General features: G+C 43.8%; 23 protein-coding genes and 1 CRISPR repeat array. Of the genes, 14 read left to right on the forward strand and 9 right to left on the reverse strand.

Going from position 1 to position 23,914, the window contains the following annotated elements; all coding sequences use genetic code 11:
* Nucleotides 1-127 precede the first annotated feature (127 nt).
* From QOR82_RS04730 to QOR82_RS04740, 3 genes are all read right to left on the reverse strand, one after another.
* The gene (locus QOR82_RS04730) at nucleotides 128-1,018 is read right to left on the reverse strand and encodes an SIR2 family NAD-dependent protein deacylase (RefSeq protein WP_283583624.1); all 891 of its coding nucleotides are present in this window, start codon (nucleotides 1,016-1,018) and stop codon (nucleotides 128-130) included.
* Entirely contained in the window at nucleotides 951-1,736 is a 786-nt protein-coding gene (locus QOR82_RS04735) for a protein-ADP-ribose hydrolase (protein WP_283583625.1), read from the reverse strand. Before QOR82_RS04735 ends, QOR82_RS04730 begins: the two co-directional genes overlap by 68 nt.
* Nucleotides 1,737-1,804: 68 nt before the next feature.
* On the reverse strand, nucleotides 1,805-2,656 hold the full coding sequence (locus QOR82_RS04740) for an NAD(P)H-binding protein (protein WP_283583626.1): 852 nt from the start codon (nucleotides 2,654-2,656) through the stop codon (nucleotides 1,805-1,807).
* 215 nt (nucleotides 2,657-2,871) lie between these two features.
* Between QOR82_RS04740 and QOR82_RS09480 the strand changes: the two genes are divergently transcribed.
* Entirely contained in the window at nucleotides 2,872-3,354 is a 483-nt protein-coding gene (locus tag QOR82_RS09480) for a PhzF family phenazine biosynthesis protein (RefSeq protein ID WP_408612919.1), read from the forward strand.
* Nucleotides 3,355-3,362: 8 nt separating this feature from the next.
* Nucleotides 3,363-3,677, forward strand: coding sequence for a PhzF family phenazine biosynthesis protein (locus QOR82_RS09485; protein WP_408612920.1), 315 nt, complete (start codon nucleotides 3,363-3,365; stop codon nucleotides 3,675-3,677).
* A gap of 164 nt (nucleotides 3,678-3,841) precedes the next feature.
* Here QOR82_RS09485 and ribB read toward each other — a convergent pair whose 3' ends face one another.
* The 5 genes from ribB to QOR82_RS04770 form a co-directional block, all read right to left on the reverse strand.
* Nucleotides 3,842-4,507, reverse strand: coding sequence for a 3,4-dihydroxy-2-butanone-4-phosphate synthase (gene ribB / locus QOR82_RS04750; RefSeq protein ID WP_283583627.1), 666 nt, complete (start codon nucleotides 4,505-4,507; stop codon nucleotides 3,842-3,844).
* A 368-nt stretch (nucleotides 4,508-4,875) separates the two neighbouring features.
* Entirely contained in the window at nucleotides 4,876-5,670 is a 795-nt protein-coding gene (locus QOR82_RS04755) for an aldo/keto reductase (protein ID WP_283583628.1), read from the reverse strand.
* Between the two features lie 28 nt (nucleotides 5,671-5,698).
* On the reverse strand, nucleotides 5,699-6,187 hold the full coding sequence (locus tag QOR82_RS04760; RefSeq protein ID WP_283583629.1) for a flavodoxin: 489 nt from the start codon (nucleotides 6,185-6,187) through the stop codon (nucleotides 5,699-5,701).
* A 5-nt stretch (nucleotides 6,188-6,192) separates the two neighbouring features.
* Nucleotides 6,193-6,615, reverse strand: coding sequence for a MerR family transcriptional regulator (locus QOR82_RS04765; protein ID WP_283583630.1), 423 nt, complete (start codon nucleotides 6,613-6,615; stop codon nucleotides 6,193-6,195).
* Between the two features lie 65 nt (nucleotides 6,616-6,680).
* Nucleotides 6,681-7,568 (reverse strand): LysR family transcriptional regulator, encoded by an 888-nt coding sequence (locus tag QOR82_RS04770; RefSeq protein WP_283583631.1) that lies wholly within the window; start codon nucleotides 7,566-7,568, stop codon nucleotides 6,681-6,683.
* 116 nt (nucleotides 7,569-7,684) lie between these two features.
* Here QOR82_RS04770 and QOR82_RS04775 point away from each other — a divergent pair, with 116 nt between their 5' ends.
* The 12 genes from QOR82_RS04775 (at nucleotide 7,685) to cas2e (ending at nucleotide 20,971) form a co-directional block, all read left to right on the forward strand.
* Entirely contained in the window at nucleotides 7,685-8,692 is a 1,008-nt protein-coding gene (locus QOR82_RS04775) for an alpha/beta hydrolase (protein ID WP_283583632.1), read from the forward strand.
* Between the two features lie 9 nt (nucleotides 8,693-8,701).
* Nucleotides 8,702-9,439, forward strand: a complete 738-nt coding sequence (locus QOR82_RS04780; protein WP_283583633.1) for an SDR family oxidoreductase — start codon at nucleotides 8,702-8,704, stop codon at nucleotides 9,437-9,439.
* A gap of 158 nt (nucleotides 9,440-9,597) precedes the next feature.
* On the forward strand, nucleotides 9,598-10,026 hold the full coding sequence (locus tag QOR82_RS04785; RefSeq protein ID WP_283583634.1) for a MarR family winged helix-turn-helix transcriptional regulator: 429 nt from the start codon (nucleotides 9,598-9,600) through the stop codon (nucleotides 10,024-10,026).
* Nucleotides 10,027-10,074: 48 nt separating this feature from the next.
* A complete protein-coding gene (locus tag QOR82_RS04790) occupies nucleotides 10,075-11,400 on the forward strand; it encodes an MFS transporter (protein WP_283583644.1) in 1,326 nt (441 codons plus the stop codon).
* A 277-nt stretch (nucleotides 11,401-11,677) separates the two neighbouring features.
* A complete protein-coding gene (gene cas3 / locus QOR82_RS04795) occupies nucleotides 11,678-14,389 on the forward strand; it encodes a CRISPR-associated helicase Cas3' (RefSeq protein WP_283583645.1) in 2,712 nt (903 codons plus the stop codon).
* 1 nt (nucleotide 14,390) lies between these two features.
* A complete protein-coding gene (locus QOR82_RS04800; RefSeq protein ID WP_283583635.1) occupies nucleotides 14,391-16,100 on the forward strand; it encodes a type I-E CRISPR-associated protein Cse1/CasA in 1,710 nt (569 codons plus the stop codon).
* The gene (gene casB, locus QOR82_RS04805) at nucleotides 16,101-16,685 is read left to right on the forward strand and encodes a type I-E CRISPR-associated protein Cse2/CasB (protein ID WP_283583636.1); all 585 of its coding nucleotides are present in this window, start codon (nucleotides 16,101-16,103) and stop codon (nucleotides 16,683-16,685) included.
* 16 nt (nucleotides 16,686-16,701) lie between these two features.
* Nucleotides 16,702-17,820, forward strand: a complete 1,119-nt coding sequence (cas7e, locus tag QOR82_RS04810) for a type I-E CRISPR-associated protein Cas7/Cse4/CasC (RefSeq protein WP_283583637.1) — start codon at nucleotides 16,702-16,704, stop codon at nucleotides 17,818-17,820.
* Nucleotides 17,801-18,505, forward strand: a complete 705-nt coding sequence (cas5e, locus tag QOR82_RS04815; RefSeq protein WP_283583638.1) for a type I-E CRISPR-associated protein Cas5/CasD — start codon at nucleotides 17,801-17,803, stop codon at nucleotides 18,503-18,505. Before cas7e ends, cas5e begins: the two co-directional genes overlap by 20 nt.
* Before the next feature lie 2 nt (nucleotides 18,506-18,507).
* A complete protein-coding gene (gene cas6e / locus QOR82_RS04820; protein ID WP_283583639.1) occupies nucleotides 18,508-19,149 on the forward strand; it encodes a type I-E CRISPR-associated protein Cas6/Cse3/CasE in 642 nt (213 codons plus the stop codon).
* A 2-nt stretch (nucleotides 19,150-19,151) separates the two neighbouring features.
* On the forward strand, nucleotides 19,152-20,102 hold the full coding sequence (gene cas1e / locus QOR82_RS04825) for a type I-E CRISPR-associated endonuclease Cas1e (protein ID WP_283583640.1): 951 nt from the start codon (nucleotides 19,152-19,154) through the stop codon (nucleotides 20,100-20,102).
* Between the two features lie 5 nt (nucleotides 20,103-20,107).
* A complete protein-coding gene (cas2e, locus tag QOR82_RS04830) occupies nucleotides 20,108-20,971 on the forward strand; it encodes a type I-E CRISPR-associated endoribonuclease Cas2e (protein ID WP_326521486.1) in 864 nt (287 codons plus the stop codon).
* Nucleotides 20,972-21,000: 29 nt separating this feature from the next.
* Nucleotides 21,001-23,163: a CRISPR direct-repeat array (repeat unit 28 nt; unit sequence GTATTCCCCATATATATGGGGGTGATCC).
* A gap of 87 nt (nucleotides 23,164-23,250) precedes the next feature.
* Here the strand turns inward: cas2e and QOR82_RS09490 are convergent.
* A complete protein-coding gene (locus QOR82_RS09490; RefSeq protein ID WP_408612921.1) occupies nucleotides 23,251-23,397 on the reverse strand; it encodes a transposase in 147 nt (48 codons plus the stop codon).
* Nucleotides 23,398-23,914 lie beyond the last annotated feature (517 nt).

The raw sequence follows: 23,914 nt of genomic DNA on the forward strand, positions 1-23,914 counted from the left end.
ATGTCCTTTTTTATTTAGCCAATTTAAGATAATAAAAACTGGCATCGGCTTTCACCAATACCAGTTAATATAGACCCGAAATTTCTAACGGTTGTGAGGCATTTTTCTCGATCAAGCTCCCTTAGATCTAGCATTTCAAAGCATCGATAAAGTCATTAATGTCCATTTTGAACCCAATGGCTTGATGATTAAGCTCTTGGGGAAACGCAACGTCTGTTGTGTTAACAGTAATTAATCGCGCTTGGGGGTTGTTATAGGTCCATTGCCAAAATGGATATTTAATGATCCCGGGAGTATTGTTGCCGACGCCCAACTCCAGAAAGAGTATCTTCTGCTGTTGATAACGTTCAATAAAGTGATTAAATCGTTGCGCAGCTCGATGCCAGCCGTCGTCTTCAACAAAATCACTGTCTACGCGTAAATTAAGTTGATACTGGTCTGCTTGCGCGATTAATTTTGGATCAACGTCCATTGATAATTGATCTGGCTTTAGCAACTCATTATTATCATTAATTTGAAATCCTTGAGAGAGGATCATTTTCTTAATCAGAGTGAAATTATCAAAGGTTTGCTGGCTATCTGCCTGTTGAAATAGGCCGTAGTCACCTTGGGTATAAAAGAGACGCTGCTTATCAAAGCCAGCTAATTGAAATTGATGATCGACATTCGTTGTCAAAACGAAATAATTTTGACCTTTTATCAATTCATAAAGTCGTCGATAGGTATCTTGAGGAGCAGGTTGGTAACGACTAAGCCAAATAACACGGCTCCACCAACTCCAATATGCCTTTCGACTAGGGAAAGAGAAAAAGCCACCACTGTACATGTCGGTAATCCCAAATTTCTTGATGAAATCAGCAAAATAATTTGTAAAACGCTCACCGCTCAGGGTAAAACCAGCCGCTAAGGAAAGGCCCGCCCCAGCCCCGATTACAATTGCATTAGCATCACTAATTTCTTGTTTGACTTGGTTGAAGTAGTTCTTGGTAGATTGCTTTGTCTTGGTCTTTGAAAACATTAAAAATCACCTTCTTAATACTGGTATTTTGTTGCAAAAATTTACTTACTTCATCTACTGCAATCTGCGCTGCTAGTAAGTTTGGAAAATGGAAGACACCAGTTGAAATACATGGGAAAGCAATGCTATTTAACTTATTTTCTGCCGCTAACTTTAATGCACTGTGATATGAGGACCTGAGTTGTTGTATTTCAAGGTCGGTCGATGTAGCGGTTTGGACTATCGGTCCGACTGTATGGATGATATATTTACTTGGTAGATTGTATGCGGGCGTTATCTTGGCAAGTCCTGTTTCTTCAGGGTGCCCTTGTTCTTGCATTATTTCAGCACACTTGTTGCGCAATTCAATTCCCGCAAAGGTATGGATTGCGTTATCAATGCATGAATGATTGGGGATATAGCACCCGGTCATGCCACTATTAGCAGCATTAACGATCGCATCGGTTCCTAAACCGGTAATGTCTCCTTGCCAGATACTGATCCCTGTTGGAAATTTATCGTCGGCAACAATCCCTTTTGCCAATGCATCTTCTTTCAAATAAGCATCCTGAATCGCTTGAAACTCATCACTAATTTCTTTTGGTGCTCGAACATTCATTAGGGCACGTAAAAGAAGCTGCTGTTGCTCAGAATTGGTGGGAATCTGAATAGTCCTGTACTCTGGATTTTCATGAATTAGCGCTTGAATTAAGTAGCAGCGTTTTTCAGTATGGTTCATTGTTTCCTCCTATAAAAAAGCTCCCCAAAGCTAAACGGGGAGCTTTTATCTATTTAATAATTTTCTGATTAACGACTGAGGATTTCCTTAATAGCATCTGCAAGATCAAGCGGGGCGTGACCTAAAACATCAGCTAAGTCAGTGCTTGCGTGGTCTAATGAGCCTTCTTGGATTGGGTCTTGGAAACCGGCGAAGAGTGCCGCGGTAGTGTCATCCAAGCCACCAGCAGCCAACAACTTCGTGTAGTCATCCTTGCTAATTTGCTTAATATCAAGATCCTTACCAGTAGCTTGTTGCAAAGCTTTTCCTAAATCATCGTAGGTCTTCATTGGACCGGCAAATTCGTAAACATCCTTGGTATTGTCGGCAACAAGGACCTTGACAGCCGCTTCCGCAAATTCACGTTCCAAAGCCCAACCGGCGTTGCCGTCAGCCCAATAACTAGCACTGTCGCCGTTAGCACCCATTTGTAAGAAGGCAATTTCATCTTCAAGGTACCAGTTGTTCCGCAGGAAGGCATGCTTAATGCCAGCATTTTCAATTAATTGTTCAGTCATCTTATGATCGGCGGCTAAAGCACTAACCGAGTTTTGAGCATCGGGGAAACTAGTGTAAGCAACAAAGTCAACACCAGCGTTTTGAAGTGCCTGGACAACATGCTTGTGTTGAATATCACGGCTAACCTTACCACCCGGTTGTGAAGAGATAAAGAGAACCCGATCAACCCCATTAAGTGCCTTGGTCATTGAATCAACATCATCGTAGTTGCCTTCACGAACTTCAAAGTCGGGGAAAAACTTATTAGCCTTTTCTTGGTTCCGGGCGATGACAATAATATTGCTCTTGTCAGTTAATTTACCTAGAGCTTTGACAGCAGCTTGACCAAAGTTACCAGTTGCAGCAGTTACAGCGTATTTCATAATTAAAAAACTCCTTTGATTTGTCTTGGCTTCTTGTTGTTTTAAGATTTACAAGTATTATATTAGCACGTGTTTTTTTATTGTCAACAAGTTTTTTGAAATTGGTGGATAAGGGGAGTAACAAAAGGCAACGATGGATTTGTCTAGTATAATTAACCTAAATAAATGAAACTGAATTTTGGTGATTAACCAGATTAAGAAAGGATGCGGTTCCGATGATCAAGATGTATATCGCGGATGCGTTTACTGATAAGCTCTTTACGGGAAATCCCGCCGCGGTTTGTTTCGTGGACCACTGGCCCAGTGAAGATTTAATGAAGAAAATTGCTCTGGAAAACCGGTTCTCAGAAACCGCCTTTGCGATTAAAAAAACGGCTGACCATTACCTGTTGCGCTGGTTTACGCCTGGCGGGGAGATCGACCTGTGCGGCCATGCGACCTTAGCGACCGCCTTCATCATTTTCCAAACTGCGGCTCCGCAGGATAGTGAGACGATTACTTTCACGACCAGCAAGAGCGGTGACTTGCAGGTGACGAAAAAAGACGACTTATATGAAATGAGCTTTCCATCTTATCAGCTTCACCAGATCCCGGTAACGGATCAGATGGCGGTGGCCTTTGGGGCCCGGCCAGAAGAAGCGTACCTCGGTCGCGACCTGCTCGCGACCTGCTGTGTGTCTTCAATGAAGCGGCCGTAGTGGAGAAGATGACGCCGAATCAGGAGAAGCTCGCCCAGTTGCCGGGTCTGTTGCAGCACGCAACTGCCCAGGGTGAGCACTATGATTGTGTGTCCCGCTCGTTTGCGTCGAAGCTGGCCGTTGCTGAAGATCCGGTTTGTGGGAGTGGCCACTGTCACATTATTCCTTACTGGGCCGCAAAACTAGGTAAAAAACAGTTAGTAGCCTACCAGGTTTCTGCGCGTGGCGGGGTGCTCTATTGTAACTATCAAGGTAGCAACACTTTGCTAGCCGGGAAGGCGGTTTTGTATTCGTCCGGTCAGCTAGCGATTGACGAAGATTGATCGGTCTGGAGAAATGCTGCCGGAAAGATTTGTCTGCTGGCCTTTTGCTCCTCCGACTGCGAAACAAAATAAAAAATTGCCCTTGCTAAAGCAGTTTTCTGCTTTGACAAGGGCAATTCGTGTTTTATCTAAGTCAGCGAAATAATATTCCAGCTAAGTCAGCTTTATTTAACAGCAGCTTGGGCTAAACTAGCGGCGTAGTCAATTCCTTTGGCGTCTAAGTATTCAATAATTTGCTTGATGGTAATGAACGGAACGTTAACCCGGTTGGCAAGAGCGGCCAGGCTGTCACGGCGGGCCATCGTCCCGTCTTCTTTGAGGACTTCAATAATCACCGCTACGGGAGCCTTCCCAGCTAAGTAGGCGAGGTCGACCGATGCCTCGGTATGACCGATCCGATCTCGCAAGCCATGTGGTTGGGCGTAAAGTGGTTGGATGTGACCCGGGTGGTTAAAGTCTGTTGCCTGGGCAGCAGGGTTAGCAATTTGGCGAATCGTAGCCGCCCGATCAAAAGCAGAAACCCCAGTAGTAACGCCGGTTGCGGCTAAGGTGCCATCAGCAGTTACCATAAAGGGTGTTTGGTTGGGGTCGGTACTGTGTTTTACCATCGGTTTGAATCCCAGACGGTTTGCAATTCCTTCACTGACGGGCACACACATCAAACCATTTGCTTCATTCAACATTTCGTAGACCGTTTTGGCAGTAATGGTTTCCCCTAACGCTACCAGGTCTCCTTCGTTTTCCCGGTCTTCATTATCGGCCAAAATAATGTATCCACCATTTAACAACTGTGTAAGGGCTTCTTCGACGGTTGAAAATTGACTTTGCATAATTGAATTACTCCTTTGAGATTCAGAAAGCAACGGGACAACTTACATTCGAATGTGTCCTTATAATAACGAATGATTAGTCTGAAGTCAACACCATTTTAAATATAAAAGCGAACTATTGTATGAATTATGGATCATATATATGTAAAACACGAACAATGCGAAAAACATCAAATTGTGGTTAACTGGTAATTAAGGGCTATTTTGCTGAAATTTTATCTAAATTTAACGAAAAGAGCTGTGATTGCTCTTAAGAGCAAAGACCGCTAACATTCGACAATTGTCGAGTGTCAGCGGTCTTTTGGCGTTGTTTTAATTAATTGGGGAGATGGTGTCAGCCTGAGCAAAGTGCAACCTGTCAGTCAAAATTACCAGCCGAAGATTGATCGTTTCTGATCGAGCGTCTTGATTTGAGCCATTTCAGCAGACGTTAATTCAAAATCAAAGAGGTTGATGTTTTCCGCAATGCGTTCAGGGTGGACGCTCTTGGGAATTACAATGATCCCGCGTTGGGTTAGAAAGCGCAGGACAACCTGGGCGACTGACTTATGATGAGCGGCTGCAATTTTTACTAAGACAGGATTGCTGAAAATTCCTTGCTGGCCCTCCGCCAGTGGTGACCAGGATTCCAGTTTGGTGCCGTGGGCTTCCAGCACTTTTTGGAATTCTTGTTGTTGGCGGAAGACGTGGGTTTCGTTTTGGTCTAGAACCGGTACGATCTCACACTGGTCGAGAATTTCCTGGTACTCCTGTCCATAAAAGCTGCTAAGGCCAATTGAACGCACTTTGCCGGCCTTTTGGGCATCTTCCAGTGCCCGGTAATTTTCAACATTGGCCCGTCCTGGCCAGTGGATGAGCATCAGATCAATGTAGTCGATATCTAATGCCCTCAGGGATTCGTCGATTCGCTGGGCAGCTGCCGCATAACTCGGTTGCGGCGGCATTTTAGTCGTCACAAAAATCTCGTCCCGGGGAATATCGCTTTGCCGGACTGCCGCGCCAACTTCCTTTTCATTACGGTAATATTCGGCGGTATCGATCAAACGGTAACCGTCATTGAGTGCGGTCGTCACCGCTTCTGCGGTTTGCCGCGGTGGAATTTGATAAACGCCGAAGCCAACTAGCGGCAACTTTTGCCCATTATTCAATGTCGTATATTCCATGTTAATGTCCTCCATTTTAAAAACAGCATTATTTTAACTGCAATGAAGCTAACCAGCGGTCAATGGCGGCGGAAGAATTGAGGACGGCTCCCTTTTGCAGGTCTAGCTGATAGTTGTTTTCCTTAACCGTCCGGGCGATGTTGGACTGGGACCGGTCATAACTGGAACCGCCGGAAGTAGCGAAGGTAGCCAGGACCTTGCCGTTGAGATCGAGTTGATCAATTGTAGCAGCGATCAGCCGCGGCGGAATGCCCCACCAGATTGGGTGGCCGATGACGATGTTGTCATAATTGGCCGGGTCGGGCAGGTCGTCTTTCACCGGAACCCGACCATCGTGCTGCTGCTTTTGCTCAACCGTTGCGCGGGTCGATGAGTCATGCCAGTTTAAATCCGTGCTGGTGTAGGGTTGTACCGGGTGGATTGCGGCGATATCAGCATTCAGTTTGTCAGCGATTTGCTGTGCGATGCCTTGGGTAGTGCCAGTTGCTGAGTAGTAAAGTACAAGTGTTTTTGCCATTGTGATTACTCCTTTGTCTTTTGATCATCCAAGATTCTGTATTCGTCAAAATAGCTCTTTTGCTTTTTGATTTCACCGGTTTCGTAGAGGGAGATTTTATGTTGGAGCCGATTGATGGACCGATCAAGGTTGTGCCGCTTTTGCTCCAGCAATGCCAGCTGTTCTCTTAACAGCTCTTCGCGTGCATCGAGCGTTGCGTCACCTTGCTCCATAAGATGGGCATAGTCAATCAGCGTTTCGATGGTCACCCCGGAGTGCCGCAAACAGACGATCATTTCGATCCAGCTTTGCAAGTCGTCAGGGTAGTAACGGTTGCCGTTGCTTTGGCGAGGTACCGAGGGAATCAGACCAATCCGTTCATAGTAACGGAGAGTATCTGCTTTTAAATCATACTTTTTGCTTACTTCAGTGATTGTTAAATCAGCCATTATGCGCCTCCTTCGTTTGTTAAATTAACACTTGGAGTTAACTCCAAGTCAATCTTTTTGTCTTTTTAATTTTCGCGACTATTCAGGTACTCATGCACCTTGTTGACAAATAATTGCTCGAGATTGGATAATTGGACTCCTTTTTTCCAGATGAGGATATTAGGGTCGGTAATCTTAGGGGACAGGGGACGCTCGGTTAACAGACTGTCGCTGCTCGTATTGACGAGGCCGGTGTAGGTGATTTCCACGACATGGCCTTGTTTGGCTAACAGAGCAGCGTTGTAAACAAGGTTGTACGTGATGTGCGGGCTATTCAGATGCGTGTTGTTGCCCCACCAGTTGCGGAATTTGTCACTAACAAAACTTTGATTGGAAAGAATTACTGGGTAGTTGGCCAGGTCGGCGGCAGTCACCTTGCTTTTTTTAGCCAAGGGCAAATTTTGGTTAAAGATGGCGACAAACTGGTTTCGCTCCGGCAGAATAATGCGATTAAAATCATTTAGTGGTCGGTCCCCCATGATGATGCCAAAATTCAAACTGCCTTGCTTCACCTGGTGCTCAGTAGCATCAGCGTTTTCGTCAACTAAATTCACACTGATTGTCGGGTACGCTAGTAAAAGCTCGTCGATGATTTTCATAATTGGTGCCATGGCTGGAGTTTGACCGGCGCCAATATTCAATTTACCGGAGATAAACCGGTCTTTTGCGAGCGCGGTAGTAGTGTTGTCGGCGATGGTCACCATTTCCTGGGCCCGATCGCGTAAGAAGTAGCCATCCTCCGTCAGGGTGATTTGGCGGTGACCGCGGATGAACAAAGTTACCCCGAGCTCTTCTTCCAGATCTTTAATCTGACGAGATAGTGACGGCTGGGAAATATGGAGTCTTTCGGCAGCATTGGTAATATTTTTTTCCTGGCAAATAGCAAGAAAATAGCGTAAGACACGCAGTTCCATCGGGGATTCTCCTTTCTCATAGTTATTAGCTATATTTTAGCATTTAATATAGGACTTTTACATATTTCGCTTTGCTATCTATCATCAAAGTATAGCAATTCAAAGGAGTGTTCATGATGAGTAAATTAGCAAATGATACTCGGGTATTTGATGTTGATCCTGCTATTGAGGTGCAGAATGTGCGTTTTGCCAATCGTTATGGCTTCAACTTGGCTGGTCACCTCTACCTGTCGAAAAGTTTTGCGGAGGGGGAAAAGTACCAGGCAATTGCGATTACCGGTCCCTTTGGGGCGGTGAAGGAACAAGCTAGTGGCCTCTATGCCCAGACCCTAGCTCAACATGATTTTGTCACTTTAGCCTTTGACCAATCGATGACTGGGGAGAGCTCCGGAACACGACGGAACGTGGCATCGTCAGACATCTTTGTCGAGGACTTTTCGGCTGCCGTGGATTTCCTGGGCAGCCAAAAGTTTGTCGACCGGGAACGGATTGGGATCCTTGGCATTTGCGGTCTTGGCTCTCATGCTTTGACCGCGGCCTCTATCGACACGCGGATCAAGGCCGTTGCAACGAGTGTGATGTACGACATGTCTTCCTCGATGTGGGATGGGATTGGTACTCCCAAGACTGAAGAACAGCGGGAAGTTGAAAAACAATACCTAGCTGACATGCGGTGGAAAGAGGTTGACAGCGGTAAGCAGGTCCCCGGGCCCCACGAATTGGCCTTTGATCAAAACAACCGGCCGCTTTACGCTGCAAGTCTTTTCCCCCAAAAACTGCCCGCGGATGCTGATTCGATTACCAAAGACTTCTACAACTACTACGTTCAACGGGCCTTTCATCCCCGGTCGATTAATTCAACGACTGCTTGGGATGCTGTTTCGCCGTGGAGCTACTACAATTTCCCGCTGCAGCAAAACATCGACAAGATTACGGCGCCCAAGCTGATCGTAACGGGGGAAAAAGCCCATTCTCGTTACATGGCGGAAGCGGCTTATAAACGGCTAACGGATCCGAAAGAATTAATTGTGGTTCCTGGTGCGACCCACTGCGACCTGTATGACCAAATGGCAAAAATCCCGTTTGCCAAGTTTGCGGCCTTTTTTAAGAACAATTTAAAGTAAGGGGGACAGATGATGATAGTCAAAGATAAGGTGGTTATTATTACCGGTGCTTCGAGTGGAATCGGGAAAGCAACGGCCGAGCTACTGGCCAAAAAAGGAGCCAAAGTAGTGCTGGCGGCCCGGCGCTTAGACCGGCTGGAAGCGATCAAAAACGCATTTCCCGCAGCTAATATTTCAACCATTAGAGCGGACGTTACTAATTTTGAAGATCTACAAACGGTCGTTGATTACGCTGTTGACAAATTTGGTCGGATCGACGTGATGTTTAACAATGCAGGCATCATGCCGGTGAACTCGTTGGCGTCTGGGCAACGTCAAGAATGGCAAGCAACTATGGATGTTAACGTTATGGGGGTGCTCAACGGGATTGCTGCCATTTTGCCGATAATGGAGAAGCAGGGGGCAGGTCATATTATCACTACCGGTTCGGTCAACAGCCGGCGGGTCGTCCCACGCTGGACTGTTTATAGCGCCTCTAAATATGCCGTGCGAGCTATTATGGAGGGTTTGCGAACTGAGGAAACCAGCAAGGGAATCAAAGCGACGCTGATCTGTCCCGGCTCAGTCCACACCGAACTTTATAAGTCCATTTCTGATCCCGCAGCGCGGAAGGCCGAGATTGCTACGGAAGAAAAGATCGGTTTGGATCCGCAACTGATTGCTCGGGCCGTGATGAACGCCATTGACACCCCAGCTGACGAGGACATCAATGAAATTATCGTTCGGCCAGTCGGCGCGCCAGTCTGAGCTTGATCAGTAATTAGTCCGATAAAATTATGAAAATATAATATTTTTAATCATCATCGAGCGATACCACGGTGGTGATTTTTTTTTGACCTCCTAAAATGTTTGGCGTCTAACAAAATTCAGTTTAAGATGTTAGCCAGCTAACAAGGAGACAGAAAATGGAACCAATCAAGAAAATGGTCAAACAAGCGTCGACCCAGGTGGAGCGCGAGCGGGATGCTTTTGCCAGTACCCTGGGGATCACTGGCGTCCAGATGTCGGTCATCGACTTTCTTGCCAACCAGCCGGGACATACCAGTCCGCAAAACGCGATTGCCCATGAATTCGGCATCAAACGTTCGACAACGACGGTGATGGTTCAAAGAATGGCAAAACGGGGGTTGGTTCAGCGGATTAATGCCGAAAATGATAAGCGACAAAAACTGGTCCAACTGATGCCGATGGCGGAAAAATTAATTTCCCGGATTCGAACATATATGATCGATGATGATCAGAAATTAAGGGCCCATTTTGCAAGTGACGAATTAGCGGTAGTTCAACGGGTGTTAGATTTTATCAAGGAGGGAACTGCGCATGAAATCGACTAGTGAAAAGATTCCCGAAAGGTGTTCGCCGCGATCATTGCGACCGGCATCATGTCCTTTTCTGGGGTGATTGTGGAGACCTCGATGAACATTGCTTTCCCGACTTTGATGCGAGAATTTGGGATTTCAACAAACGTGGTGCAGTGGATTACTTCTATTTATCTGCTAGCCATTTCGGTTGTCGTACCGATTTCGGCGGCTCTCAAAAGCAGTTTTAAAACCAAGTCGCTCTTTTTAGCAGCAAACCTTTTGTTTATGATCGGCTTGCTGACAGATGCTCTGGCTCCGGCCTTTCCTGTGATTTTGCTAGGGCGGGTGATCCAGGGGATTGGGACTGGGATTGCCTTGCCGCTGATGTTTAACATCATCATGGAGCAAGTGCCAAAAAGCCGAGTTGGCATGATGATGGGGGTCGGCAATCTTATCACCGGGATTGCTCCCGCCCTCGGGCCGACCTTTGGGGGAATTGTGGTTAATACTCTGGGGTGGCGCTGGATCTTTTACTTTCTGCTTCCCTTGCTCCTCATTTCCCTTTGCCTGGGTCGGTGGGGCATTGAACAAAAATCAGTCATTAGAAAAGTCAGCATCGATAAGCTCAGTTTCACTGCGATCGCAGTATTCTTTGCCGGCATGATCTTTGGCTTTAGCAATCTGAGTACTGGACAATGGCAGATTGTTGCCAGTGCAATTGTTATTGCCCTGATCAGTCTGCTGGCTCTAATTTGGCGGTCAAACCTAATTACACAGCCGCTTTTGAACTTGCAATTGTTATTGAATCATACTTTTGCTGCTTATGCCTTGGGCTTCTTCTTGATCCAGCTGATTTCGCTGGGGAATGCCTTTTTGCTGTCAAATCATATTCAGTTGGTTAATGGCAAGACCGCGTTGGTGGCCGGATTAACGGTTTTGCCGGCGGGTTTTGCTGGCGCTATTATGGGGCCAATCGGTGGAACGATGTTGGATAAATACGGTGCTCGGCGGCCGATTCTCGCTGGAGTCTCACTGATGGCCGTAGAAGGACTGAGCTTTGCGATCTTTGCCCGCCACCTCAGCGTTGTCATGATTGCGTTTGTCTATATTCTCTATATGGGCGGCATGGGGATGACCCTCGGCAACGTGATGACGGCCGCTTTGACGCACCTTCAGCCTGGCCAGGTGTTACAAGGGAATGCCATCCTGAACACGATCCAGCAATTCTCCGGGGCGGTCGGAACTTCACTGACGTCGGCGATTGTCGCGGCTAGTCAGGCCCAGATGGGCTCGAAAGGACCCCTGCCGACCGCAATCGGCACCCAGCATGCCTATCTTTTTCTCTTGATTTTGAATGTTATTATTATTGGCTTGTTTGTGAAGTTTGCGGAGGGGAAGAAAGAGTAGGTATCCATATTCATGATTGCAGAAATAAGTCGCCGTTTCCTGGTACCAAGTGCGTGGGGCGGTGATTTTTTATAAATAAGATTGCTTTTTATTTAAATAGTGGTATATTTAGAACAGGTTATAGAAAATATTCCTCATCAAGATGAGGGTGATCCGAGGTTATAGAAAATATTCTTGGTAATTAGTCAGTAATCCCCATGATAATGGGGGCAAGTAATGAAAATAAGTTATTTTTACAATAAAATGAAAACGCTATCAATAATAGTAGGAGGGATCTATAGTGGTCTTATCTAAGCGAGCCCAAGCATTATGGGCAAAAAAGGAAAATCATGATGGTCAAGAGCTTTGGTTACCGTTGATAGCTCATCTGATTGATACTGATAACGTGATTGACTGGCTCTATAAGGTGTGGCTCAATGATGCTCAAAGAGAGCAACTGCGTGGAGATATGTCAGAAACTGAAACAAGAAAGCTGGTCAGAGTTATTGGTGGTGTGCACGACATTGGCAAAGCCACTCCAAGTTTCCAAACTAAGAAGTCTTACAATCGGGATAAGGAGCTGGATGATGAATTAATTGAAGGGCTGATGCGACAAGGATTCTCAGCATTGAATGAATATGATCCGACTGATCATCGTGAATCACCACATGCAATTGCCGGGGAGAGTTTGCTAGAGGATAGTGGACTAAACGAGAGTGTTGGTGCAATTATCGGAGCTCACCATGGAAAACCAGCTGATCAATATTTTGACTATTCGTTTGATCAATTGTCTGTATATCCTAGTAACTATTTTCAATCAGACGATGAGGATGAGTTAAAGGCTACCTGGGAGCAAGTCCAGCAAGAATTAATTAATTATGAATTAAAGAGAGCAGGATATCAGTCACTTGAAGATATTCCTGAAATCACCCAGCAACAGGCGGTTTTATTAACTGGTCTCTTGATCATGGCTGACTGGATTGCGTCTAGTGAATATTTCAACGATGATCCCACCAGAATCATGTTTCCATTAATTCCACTGGATCAAACAATGGATGACTTAAACATGGAAACTCGTTTCCAAAAAGCAATTATGACCTGGGATATTAGTAACCATTGGGAGCCGCAACCAATTTTTGATATTAATGAACACTATCAAAAGCGCTGGGGGTTTCATCCCCGAACAGTTCAGCGATTAATGTCCGAAGAGATTGGTAAAATTGTAGATCCGGGGATGGTGATCATCGAGGCAACTATGGGAATCGGCAAGACTGAAATCGCAATGACAGCGGTGGAGCAATTGTCACTCGCTACAGGTTCTTCGGGGATGTTCATGGGCTTGCCGACTCAAGCGACCACCAACGCCATGTTTAGCCGTGCAGAAAAATGGGTGGATGAGTTGGCAGAAGAAAGTACTGCTAAGTTACCGATTAAATTGATGCACGGTAAAGCGCAGTTTAATAAAGAAAACCGTAGTTTACCATTGGCAACTGATATTAGTGATCATGGTTCAGCGGTCATCAATAGTTGGTTCTCCGGGAAAAAGTCGATGTTAGCGGACTTCGATATTGGAACTATTGACCATCTCCTATTAATGAGCCTAAAACAAAGACACCTTTTCCTACGTCATTTAGGTTTAAGCGGGAAGGTGGTCGTTATTGATGAAATTCACGCATACGATAGTTATATGAATTCTTATCTTAAGTGTACCCTTCAATGGCTTGGTGCTTATCATATTCCTGTTATTGCTTTATCAGCCACTCTTCCAAAAAAGAAACGAAAAGAACTATTAGAAGCCTATTATAAAGGAAAATTTGGCCACAACATCAAGGGACAGACTAAATGGGCGGACAGTCAAGCGTATCCGTTGTTGACATATCTTGATGGTGAGGAGGTAAAACAGTTTGATCAATTTTCAGCGCCAGATCACCAGCAAGAAAACAAAGTTATACGTCTCAGTTGCGATGACGAAACGTTAGTTACTAAAGTTCTTGAAAGCATTAAGGAAGGGGGCATTGCTGGAATTGTTGTCAATACCGTTAAACGGGCGCAGCAAATATCACGATTGATTCCGAAGAATATTGAAAAATTAATTCTTCATTCTGCTTTTTTGGCGACTGATCGGGAAGAATTGGAAGAACAATTGCAGAAAACAATTGGTAAGAATGGTGATCGGCCAGAGAGGATGGTGGTAGTTGGCACTCAGGTGCTGGAACAATCACTGGATATTGACTTTGACGTCCTCTTTACCGATATCGCACCAATGGACCTATTGCTTCAGCGAATGGGTAGACTGCATCGTCATCAAATAAAGCGGCCGGCTAAATTAAAGGAACCGACTACATATGTTCTTGGTATTAATGCACTAGGCGACTATGGTGACGCCAATGAAGCGGTTTATGATAAATATTGGCTGATGAAAACTGATCATTTCTTGCCGGACACGATTAATATCCCTAATGATATTTCCAAGTTAGTACAAAAAGTATACGATTCACGCAGCGATTCAGAAATACTGGGTATTGAAGAGCCTCGTCACGAAGAAAATGTATTTGAACGCAAAGAAATACGCAAGGCAGGGGAATATCAAATTGAGGAGCCTGATCAATACGATAATCTTCATGGATGGCTTGACCGCGATCACGAAGATATGCGAGATGCTAACGTTGAGGCCGCTGTTCGTGACATCAAGGAGTCGATTGAATTAGTGCTTTTGCAACATACTGATGATGGTGATTTTTTGCTTGATGGACGCCGCCTGGATGAAGTGAACGATGAAGAAATTGCTAAACAAATAATCCGGCTGCCAAATGCAATTACTCCAGATATTTCTGCAGCAATTAATAAATTAGAAAAAATAACTGATGCTCATTACCGGAACTGGCAGGACAGTTATTGGTTGAAAGGGACATTAGCGCTGGTTTTGGATGGGAATTTGAAAACTCAGTTTAATGGGTATCAAATTTGTTACTCTAAACGGCTTGGCTTAATCTACGAAAAGGAGGAATAAAATGGAAGAAAAAAGTTTTAATTTAGTAACGAATCCATGGTTGCAAGTGATCGACAAAGACGGCCAGGAAGCTACTATTTCCTTAGATCAGTTATTTGCTAATGCAGGCACTTATCGGCAATTAGGGGGTGAGATGAAATCCCAAGATTTGGCAATTTTACGTTTTTTGCTATCAATTTTGACGACTGTTTATTCACGTTATGATTTTGCCGGCCAACCTTATGAATGGTTGGAAACTGATGAGCCGACAATGCAAGTTCGTTCTATTGATGGTAGCAAGAACCAAATTGAAGACAGCTTGCGACAAACGTGGCGGCAGCTGTATCAGTCAGGTCATTTTACAGAGAAAGTAAGTGAGTACCTGCATCAGAATCTAGCAAAGTTTGATTTGTTTGATAAAAAAACGCCTTTTTATCAGGTTACCCGCGATCAATATGATTCTTTTGTGCCAAGCAATAAAAGTGTGGCTAAAGGAAAAGGAACTGTGGCAGTGAAACAGCTAAATCGGACTATTTCGGAAAGTAATAACAAACCGGACATCTTTTCCCCCAATACGCCTCTACATAAAAATGATATTTCACTGGATGCATTGGCACGTTGGTTAATCACCTACCAGAATTTTACGGCTGTTACTGATAAAACCAAGATAGTCAGCAAAGGAAAATTTAGCGTTTCAAAAGGTTGGCTTTATGGTTTAAACCCAGTGTTTCTGGCCGGCAAAAATTTGTTTGATATTTTGGTATTGAATTTAGTTTTGATCCCGCAAAACATCAAAATTACTCCAGAATTGTTTGATCAAAAACCGGTTTGGGAAACGCCAATTAATGAGTATGTACAATGGCGCAAGGACGAAGAATTTCCAGAGAATTTAGCACAGTTGTACACGGTCTGGTCGCGAATCATTCATATCGAATGGGATGGCAATAAACCAATTATTTTTAGTGCGGGTCTTCCTAAGCTTGATAATGAAGAAGCAATGCTAGAAACAATGACCACTTGGAAGAAAGGAAAAAAAGACGAAGGCTATCATCCGGATCTTAGGTGGTTAAGTTCACTGGGAAAGGCAATGTGGAGAAATTTCGGTCAGTATGTTCCAATTGCGGATCCTCATGCCAGTCGACGCATTCCGGGAATAGTTCAGTGGACCAGACTATTAAGGAGTAGACATTTGATCCCACGAGATTTTCCGGTTCATTTAATGACCACCGGGCTGATTAATGATGGCAATGCCACTTCCCAATCACCAGCCGCTGAATTTTTTGATGAAATGCAGATTAACGCTGATGTTTTATTTGACGATGATCAGACAACAAGCCGAGAGTGGACAATAAAAATTGAAAAAACAGTAGAGCTCACGGAAAAAGTAGGATCATATATCTGGAGCTTGGCTAAAAATGAAGGTGATTTACGCAAAATTGCTGACTCTGGAGCCTTTGCCAATCAAATTTCAGCTAGGTTTTACGATCGTCTTAATCGGCCCTTTAATGAATGGCTTTCAGGTTTAACCAACGAGGATAAACCAACAGAAAAAATTGATGAGTGGAAATCAGCTCTCAGACAAATTGCTTTCTCTACGGCAGGTGAGCTGCTAAATACAGCAACTTCCAGCGAAAGACGGGGGAAGGTTGATAAAGACGGAAACTTAAAAAATATCTTTATCAATTACCGTATTTTCAAAGGGGCGGTCTGGAAAATAACGGGAGGAAAATAAATGCAGGAAAAGAATCATATAAAAAAAGTAACGTCGCGAATTATTCATGAACTTTGGCAGGATGGCAATACCGATAAGGCAGTTTTAGCTGCGCTTCGCAATTCCAACAGCATATTAAGTCAGCCGGACATTCAATTTTGGCCTTTGCTATTTCAACAAAAGCTAGAGGAAAAAGATTTAAGTCGAAACGGGGTACCCACTAACCAAGAGCAAGCAATTTTTGCGGCCTTGCACTGCTATGCAATGTATCAACAAGGGAATGATAGCTTGGTATACAAGCCGGCCAATAAAAATGAGCATCAACTTTTTAATATACTGTCTCATTTGCGACGTGACGAAAGACTTCGTGATGGTTTAGACCGCCGGGTGCAAAATGTCCTGGGTAATACTAACCCCAGTAGCATGATTAATGGGATTTATCGTCTGATTTCTATTTTGAAGGCTAATTCGAATAGAGAGCCAGTCGATTTCGGCCAACTTGGACAGGATTTATATTATTTGCAGCTTGGCCATCGATCGCTCCGGCAAGTAAGTCTCAAATGGGGTCAACAATACTATCAGGTAACAGAGGACAGTAATAATTAATTTAAGGAGAATAACTATGAAACAAGAAAATTTATATGTCGACATTAACGTCCTTCAAACAGTTCCCTCTTCAAATATCAACCGTGATGATACAGGGTCTCCAAAGACCGCAGTTTATGGAGGTGTTACTCGTTCACGGGTTTCATCGCAAAGCTGGAAGCGAGCAATGAGAATAGCCTTTGCAGAAGACAACGATGATGCTGAATGGTTGAAAGGACATCGAACAAAGCGCTCCGCAAAGCTATTGGCAGATGAATTAATGAAGCAAGATGGTTCATTATCGTTTGAGGATGCGCGCAAAAAAGCGAAAGAAATTCTTTCGGCGATGGGCGTCAAATTTGATAGGGTCAAAAAGTCAGATAAGAATGACGATAAAGACTACGAAACGAAAGTGCTGCTGTTCTTCAGTCACGGGGAATTAGAAAAGCTTGCCAAGTATGCCTTAACCAATGACGAATTCGACAAAAAAGAAGCCAAGAAGCTTTTAAATGAGAAACAGTCGATTGACATTGCGCTGTTTGGCCGGATGGTGGCTGATGACCCTGAACTGAATGTTGATGCATCATCACAAGTTGCCCACGCCATTTCAACACACGAAATTGTTCCTGAGTTTGACTACTTCACCGCTGTCGACGATGCTCAATCAAATGGTGAATCCGGGTCAGCAATGTTGGGAACAATTGAATATGATTCGTCGACCCTTTACCGGTACGCAAACGTCAATGTTAAAGAATTGATTAATAACATTGGCAATAATGACGTTGCCATTAAGGGACTGAGGGCATTTCTTAAGGCATTTGTTATGTCGATGCCAAACGGCAAGCAAAATACTTTTGCTAATAAGACTGTTCCACAATATGTAATGGTGACGGTGCGGAAGGATACACCGGTGAATCTCGTTTCTGCATTTGAAGAACCGGTAACTTCTCGGAAAGGGTATTTACAGCCCTCTATTAAAAAATTAGAAAAAGAATTTCAAAATACTCAAAAATTCGTTCAAAAGCCGCTTGCGACATTTGTTTTGACCACGGCCGCTTCCGGACTAGAAGGACAAGCCGATAATTTGGATGACCTGATGAGTAAGGTTGTTGAAACCGTTGAAACGAGGGTGAAAAATGAAGACGCTAATAATTAGGCTGGCAGCACCCCTGCAATCTTACGGGAACGAAGCGGCCTTTAACCGTCGGACTAGCTATCATTTTCCTTCCAAAAGCGCCATGGTGGGGATGATAGCTGCAGCCCTGGGATATCGCCGGGATGACAAACGGATTCCTGGATTGAATGATTTGCAAATGGCAGTTAGGATTGATCAACCTGGACAAACGCTGACGGACTTCCAGATTGTTGAATACAACCGAAAATCGGCTAAGCGCAGCCTGTCATACAGAGACTATTTGCAGGATGCTATTTTCGTGCTGGGTGTTGGCGGAGAAGATGAGGAAATTACCGAAGTTTATCGGGCACTGCGATATCCTAAGTTTCAGCTCTGTTTTGGCCGACGGGCAAATGTGCCAGCAGGACCGTTAAAAATGAAAATCTTTAATGATCAAGATCCAGTTACAGTATTAAAAACCTGCGAATGGCAAGCTTCAAAGTGGTATCAGCGACAATATAAACGCCCCATTTATTCGGCAGAAATCATAGCTGATGCGAAATTGATACCTGGGAAGCGCAGCGAGTTAGTGAAGGATAAGGTAGGCAGTTTTAGTCAGCGTCGGCGCTTGCACATATATCGATCAGTTTCGGTAATACGCGTTGAATTAAAAAATCAGGCATATCAAGGAACTGATCATGATGTTATGGGAAGTATAGGGGAATAACTATGTATTTATCTAGAGTGCAGATTGATGATCGCAATCGACAAAAAATAAGAGATTTGACCCATTTAGGCGCTTACCATAATTGGGTAGAAAGCAGTTTTCCTGAAGAAATAGCACATCACAGAAGAAGCCGTCATTTGTGGCGTATCGATATCCTTCGTGGTAAACGCTATTTGTTGATAGTAAGTGAGGAAAAACCTGATTCAACAAGGCTAGAACAATATGGCGTCCAAGGGACGGTAATAACAAAAGGATATCAGGCATTCATCGATAAAATTCGTACAGATGAAATCATGAATTTCTGTTTGGTCGCTAACCCAACATACCGGACAAATGGTAAGGTTTATCCCCACATTACGATTGAGCAGCAAAAAAATTGGCTACTTGATCGGATGACAGATGCTGGTTTTGAGATATTACCAGAAAACATGAGCAAAACTAATGAATATCAATTTGATATTGTCAATCGCGAATGGCCCACTTTATACCACAATAAACGACGTGTTCGGCTAAGTCGGGTGACGTTTGAAGGACGATTAAAAGTAACTAATGTGGATAAAATTAAAGAGACGCTTATCAATGGAGTTGGCCGTGAGAAGGCTTATGGAATGGGGATGCTAACAGTTATCCCAGTCAGGAAGTAACTATGAATAATAATTACGGAGCACCCAAGGCTGAATTAAATGAACTTGGCCGAATCCAGGATAGAATCTCATTTTTATATATTGAACATGCACGTTTGAATCGGCAGGACAGTGCAGTTACAGTTACTGACAAACAAGGAATTGTCATGATTCCTTCCGCAATGGTCAACGTGTTGATGTTGGGCCCGGGAGTAGACATAACTCACCGTGCGATGGAACTAATCGGCGATTCAGGAATGGCAGTTGTCTGGGTTGGTGAGCACGGGGTCCGTGAATATGCGCATGGCCGGCCATTAGATCACTCTTCCAAGTTTTTAGAGCAGCAAGCCAAATTGGTTTCTAATAAACGAAGGCGCGTCGCTGTAGCTCGGAAGATGTACCAGATGCGTTTTCCCAATGAAGATGTTTCTAAAATGACGATGCAACAGCTGCGTGGTAAAGAAGGAGCGCGTGTCAGAAAAGTTTACTTGACAGCTTCGAAAAAAACTGGCGTCCCATGGGAAAGAAGAGAGTATAAGGTAGATGACTTTGACTCTTCGACGCCTATTAATAAGGCGCTAACGGCGGCACATCAGGCGCTTTATGGTCTGAGTTGCAGTGCTATTGTGGCATTGGGGGCATCGCCGGGCCTGGGTTTTGTCCACACTGGACATGATTTATCGTTTGTTTATGATTTTGCCGATTTATATAAAGCACAGTATTCAATTCCAATTGCTTTTGAAATGACAGCAATACACGGTGACACAGATATTGCTGATTGGACTAGAAGGGCAATGCGTGATGCCTTTGCTAAGGGGAAATTGCTGGTGCAAATGGTTAAAGACTTGAAGGATATATTAAGCATTGATGATGATGTTACAGCAAGTACAATGCACTTATGGGATGACCGCGAAGGATTGCAAAAATTTGGGGTGCAGTACCATGAACTAGATAGTGGGGATGAGCTAAACTGATTGTTATTACCCTTAACAAAGTACCGCGATCCTTACGTGGTGATTTAACTAAATGGTGTCAAGAAATTCAGTCAGGTGTATATGTTGGAAATGTTAATGCACGTGTTCGAGAACTTTTGTGGCAGCGAATTAAGGAAAATATTGGGCGGGGTGAGGCAACCCTTGTTTACAATACAAATAATGAGTTAGGCTACACATTTCGGACTACGCGAAAAGATAAGACAATAGTAGACTCGGATGGCATTCCTTTGATGAAAACTATTTTTCAGACTAGTGAAGGAAATCGTCATGGTTTTAGTAATGCCTATAAATATCATCAAGCAAAAAAATTTAGTCGTAAAATAAAAGCTCCGTCATTTGTAGCATTAGATCTGGAGACAACAGGGCTTAATCCTAGGAACAATCAGATAATTTCTATTGGAGCAGTGAAAACGATTAATGGCCAAGTCAGTCATTTTTACCGTTTAATAAAGTTAGAAGTAGGGAAGACTGTGCCTAGTGATATTGCCCATGTTACTAAGTTAAGTGATGGGGAGCTGAATACTAAGGGCATTAATCTGAAAGAAGCTATTGTTGAACTGAAGTATTTTGCTAAAGATTTATCAATAGTTGGATACAATCTTTTATTTGATGAGCGCTTTTTACAGGTCGCGATTATTCGGAACAATATAATTCAATTTAATAACAAGATGATTGATGTTCTTCCATATATAAAGCAGGTCGAAAAATTTAGTGATGATTATCATCTTTCAACTATATTAAAAAAATATGGGATACAAAATGATAACCCACATAATTCTTTAGCTGATGCGGTGGCAACGATGAAATTAGTCAATGAACTAATCAAAAAGCAGGGGTTTAGGGTTTAAGAATGGTGTAGTGACAGGGATCTTTTAGTGTATTCCCCATATATATGGGGGTGATCCCTTCGGTATAAAGTTTGTCCGTGAGCTTGATAAGTATTCCCCATATATATGGGGGTGATCCTATGACGCAAAACCAAGCGGCTCAACGCTTAAGGTATTCCCCATATATATGGGGGTGATCCCTGACCAAGATAAGATTCTTCGACTAATTTGGCGTATTCCCCATATATATGGGGGTGATCCCGTGTACCAGCTAAGCGTGAAACTGATGTTTATGTATTCCCCATATATATGGGGGTGATCCCAGTTCCACGATGTTTGTAGTGTTTTAGATGCCGTATTCCCCATATATATGGGGGTGATCCTCGCACCATTGGGTTATTACACTGACCAGTTTAGTATTCCCCATATATATGGGGGTGATCCTAAGATGTGGATTGTTAACCAATCTGGTTTCAAGTATTCCCCATATATATGGGGGTGATCCCACAATCGCAAAGAATACAGGTGCTATCCACTTGTATTCCCCATATATATGGGGGTGATCCCGAGCAGATTTGCAAAGGGATGGGGTGGAATAAGTATTCCCCATATATATGGGGGTGATCCCGCCAATATCGTTGACCAAAAGACTGGCAATACGTATTCCCCATATATATGGGGGTGATCCTACAATGCAGGGTGGCGGCCGTGAGCCGAAAATGTATTCCCCATATATATGGGGGTGATCCTCTCAGTATCAATTTCAAGCTTCTTCAACTGAGCTATTCCCCATATATATGGGGGTGATCCTCGGTATTACCATCTGTGATTCGAAGGCGGCTTGTATTCCCCATATATATGGGGGTGATCCTTCAACTGAGTAAGTGCCCGGCTTTAATTCCGTGTATTCCCCATATATATGGGGGTGATCCCCAGTTGCCGTTGTCACCGATTGATGGAGTCAAGTATTCCCCATATATATGGGGGTGATCCCAGCCACAACCGACCCCCATTCGTCGATAGCTAGTATTCCCCATATATATGGGGGTGATCCCCAAAACGAAATGCTGGTACGCCACATCTTAGAGTATTCCCCATATATATGGGGGTGATCCCCGGATCATTTGAATCGGTCAGATCAGACTTCTGTATTCCCCATATATATGGGGGTGATCCCCAAAAAATCGCATCGCTGGAGCATGAAGTATAGTATTCCCCATATATATGGGGGTGATCCTTCTCCGATTAGATCTCCTTCGTAAAGCATCGCGTATTCCCCATATATATGGGGGTGATCCTAGCTTCAACAACACCAGTACCGGGTTCATCAAGTATTCCCCATATATATGGGGGTGATCCTATGTAATCCACTTTAGCAAGAATACTGACATTGTATTCCCCATATATATGGGGGTGATCCCTGGCTTTGATCACCGCTATCATCAATCGGAGAGTATTCCCCATATATATGGGGGTGATCCTCCTAATGCTGACGATACGACGCTGACGTGGAAGTATTCCCCATATATATGGGGGTGATCCTTAGCTGGTCAACTTGGTAAGCTTCGGGGATTGGTATTCCCCATATATATGGGGGTGATCCTTAGCAAAGCCATTGGATCTAAAAATTCCAATGGTATTCCCCATATATATGGGGGTGATCCTTTGGCTGCTGTTCCATTTGTTTCACCCCTATCGTATTCCCCATATATATGGGGGTGATCCCATTGCACGTTGGGCCTGAGCGCCTTCGACTGAGTATTCCCCATATATATGGGGGTGATCCTGTATGGTTCATCAGCAGATTGGTTAAAGTTTTGTATTCCCCATATATATGGGGGTGATCCTCCACTGTTTGAATTCGGTAGAAGCACGGTCAAGTATTCCCCATATATATGGGGGTGATCCTGTGTTGAGTACCTTCAGAAGTAAAAATACCCCGTATTCCCCATATATATGGGGGTGATCCCTTCCAAGAAGACTTCAATGCCGCTGCAATGGTGTATTCCCCATATATATGGGGGTGATCCTACCGACATTTTGACCACTGTCGTTCCACATCAGTATTCCCCATATATATGGGGGTGATCCTACTTGCATATAAGTAATAAATTAGCCCATTAGGTATTCCCCATATATATGGGGGTGATCCCTATTGCCCGATGTGCGGGCGGAAATTGGGAAGGTATTCCCCATGTATATGGGGGTGATCCCATATTGCTCATATCAGTGACATTACTCGTATCGTATTCCCCATATATGTGGGGGGTGATCGGAACTTATGCCACATCTCCAGCTAGTTAAGTGATGTGGAAACGACCAATAATGATTTGTGCCTTTGGGAACAAACGATGAATAGAATGACTATATTGAGTATTCATATCAACGACTACTGTGTTGACTAGTTGGCGTTCGGTTATGGAGTAACGATTTTTAAAGTAATTGATTTAGATAAACGATTTGATAATTTAGCAATTAATTGATGAAAAACTGCATCACAACAAATGACTGACATCGTATGTTTTACTGAGCAAAACTCATCAAAATATAAGTTTTGTGGGAACCAAGCTATTCGTCTATGAAGCTTAATGCGATCATTAATCGTCCGAAAGTGCATAAGTAAAGAAATATGTGAAACTGGTGTGCCTAAGCGAACTAAGTTCATTATTGGACTTTTTAACGATCTAGATAACGAGTTATGTCCAGCTGTAAAATTGGTTTGTGGAGCAAAGGACTGATGGCAGTGATAACAAAGCCAGCGTTGCTTCTAAGATACAGTAAACGTTGATGTTCATCTGCATTGATTAAATGAATCTTTGATTTTTGGGAACCATTACAAATCACTTGATAAGCATGACAGTATGGATAAACCGGTAGATCTTTAGCAGTTAAATAACTACAAATTGCATCAGTAATTTGATGATTGATACAAGATTTAGCGTAGACAACTCTGACATTTGGAGC

The sequence above is a fragment of the Limosilactobacillus difficilis genome (genome assembly GCF_947387495.1).
Lineage (GTDB): Bacteria > Bacillota > Bacilli > Lactobacillales > Lactobacillaceae > Limosilactobacillus > Limosilactobacillus difficilis.

Bases quoted from the DNA above. Each gene is read 5' to 3' on its own strand.
- QOR82_RS04730 (WP_283583624.1), bottom strand. From the start codon at position 1,018: ATGTTTTCAAAGACCAAGACAAAGCAATCTACCAAGAACTACTTCAAC.
- QOR82_RS04735 (WP_283583625.1), bottom strand. From the start codon at position 1,736: ATGAACCATACTGAAAAACGCTGCTACTTAATTCAAGCGCTAATTCAT.
- QOR82_RS04740 (WP_283583626.1), bottom strand. From the start codon at position 2,656: ATGAAATACGCTGTAACTGCTGCAACTGGTAACTTTGGTCAAGCTGCT.
- QOR82_RS09480 (WP_408612919.1), top strand. From the start codon at position 2,872: ATGATCAAGATGTATATCGCGGATGCGTTTACTGATAAGCTCTTTACG.
- QOR82_RS09485 (WP_408612920.1), top strand. From the start codon at position 3,363: ATGACGCCGAATCAGGAGAAGCTCGCCCAGTTGCCGGGTCTGTTGCAG.
- ribB (WP_283583627.1), bottom strand. From the start codon at position 4,507: ATGCAAAGTCAATTTTCAACCGTCGAAGAAGCCCTTACACAGTTGTTA.
- QOR82_RS04755 (WP_283583628.1), bottom strand. From the start codon at position 5,670: ATGGAATATACGACATTGAATAATGGGCAAAAGTTGCCGCTAGTTGGC.
- QOR82_RS04760 (WP_283583629.1), bottom strand. From the start codon at position 6,187: ATGGCAAAAACACTTGTACTTTACTACTCAGCAACTGGCACTACCCAA.
- QOR82_RS04765 (WP_283583630.1), bottom strand. From the start codon at position 6,615: ATGGCTGATTTAACAATCACTGAAGTAAGCAAAAAGTATGATTTAAAA.
- QOR82_RS04770 (WP_283583631.1), bottom strand. From the start codon at position 7,568: ATGGAACTGCGTGTCTTACGCTATTTTCTTGCTATTTGCCAGGAAAAA.
- QOR82_RS04775 (WP_283583632.1), top strand. From the start codon at position 7,685: ATGAGTAAATTAGCAAATGATACTCGGGTATTTGATGTTGATCCTGCT.
- QOR82_RS04780 (WP_283583633.1), top strand. From the start codon at position 8,702: ATGATGATAGTCAAAGATAAGGTGGTTATTATTACCGGTGCTTCGAGT.
- QOR82_RS04785 (WP_283583634.1), top strand. From the start codon at position 9,598: ATGGAACCAATCAAGAAAATGGTCAAACAAGCGTCGACCCAGGTGGAG.
- QOR82_RS04790 (WP_283583644.1), top strand. From the start codon at position 10,075: ATGTCCTTTTCTGGGGTGATTGTGGAGACCTCGATGAACATTGCTTTC.
- QOR82_RS04800 (WP_283583635.1), top strand. From the start codon at position 14,391: ATGGAAGAAAAAAGTTTTAATTTAGTAACGAATCCATGGTTGCAAGTG.
- casB (WP_283583636.1), top strand. From the start codon at position 16,101: ATGCAGGAAAAGAATCATATAAAAAAAGTAACGTCGCGAATTATTCAT.
- cas7e (WP_283583637.1), top strand. From the start codon at position 16,702: ATGAAACAAGAAAATTTATATGTCGACATTAACGTCCTTCAAACAGTT.
- cas5e (WP_283583638.1), top strand. From the start codon at position 17,801: ATGAAGACGCTAATAATTAGGCTGGCAGCACCCCTGCAATCTTACGGG.
- cas6e (WP_283583639.1), top strand. From the start codon at position 18,508: ATGTATTTATCTAGAGTGCAGATTGATGATCGCAATCGACAAAAAATA.
- cas1e (WP_283583640.1), top strand. From the start codon at position 19,152: ATGAATAATAATTACGGAGCACCCAAGGCTGAATTAAATGAACTTGGC.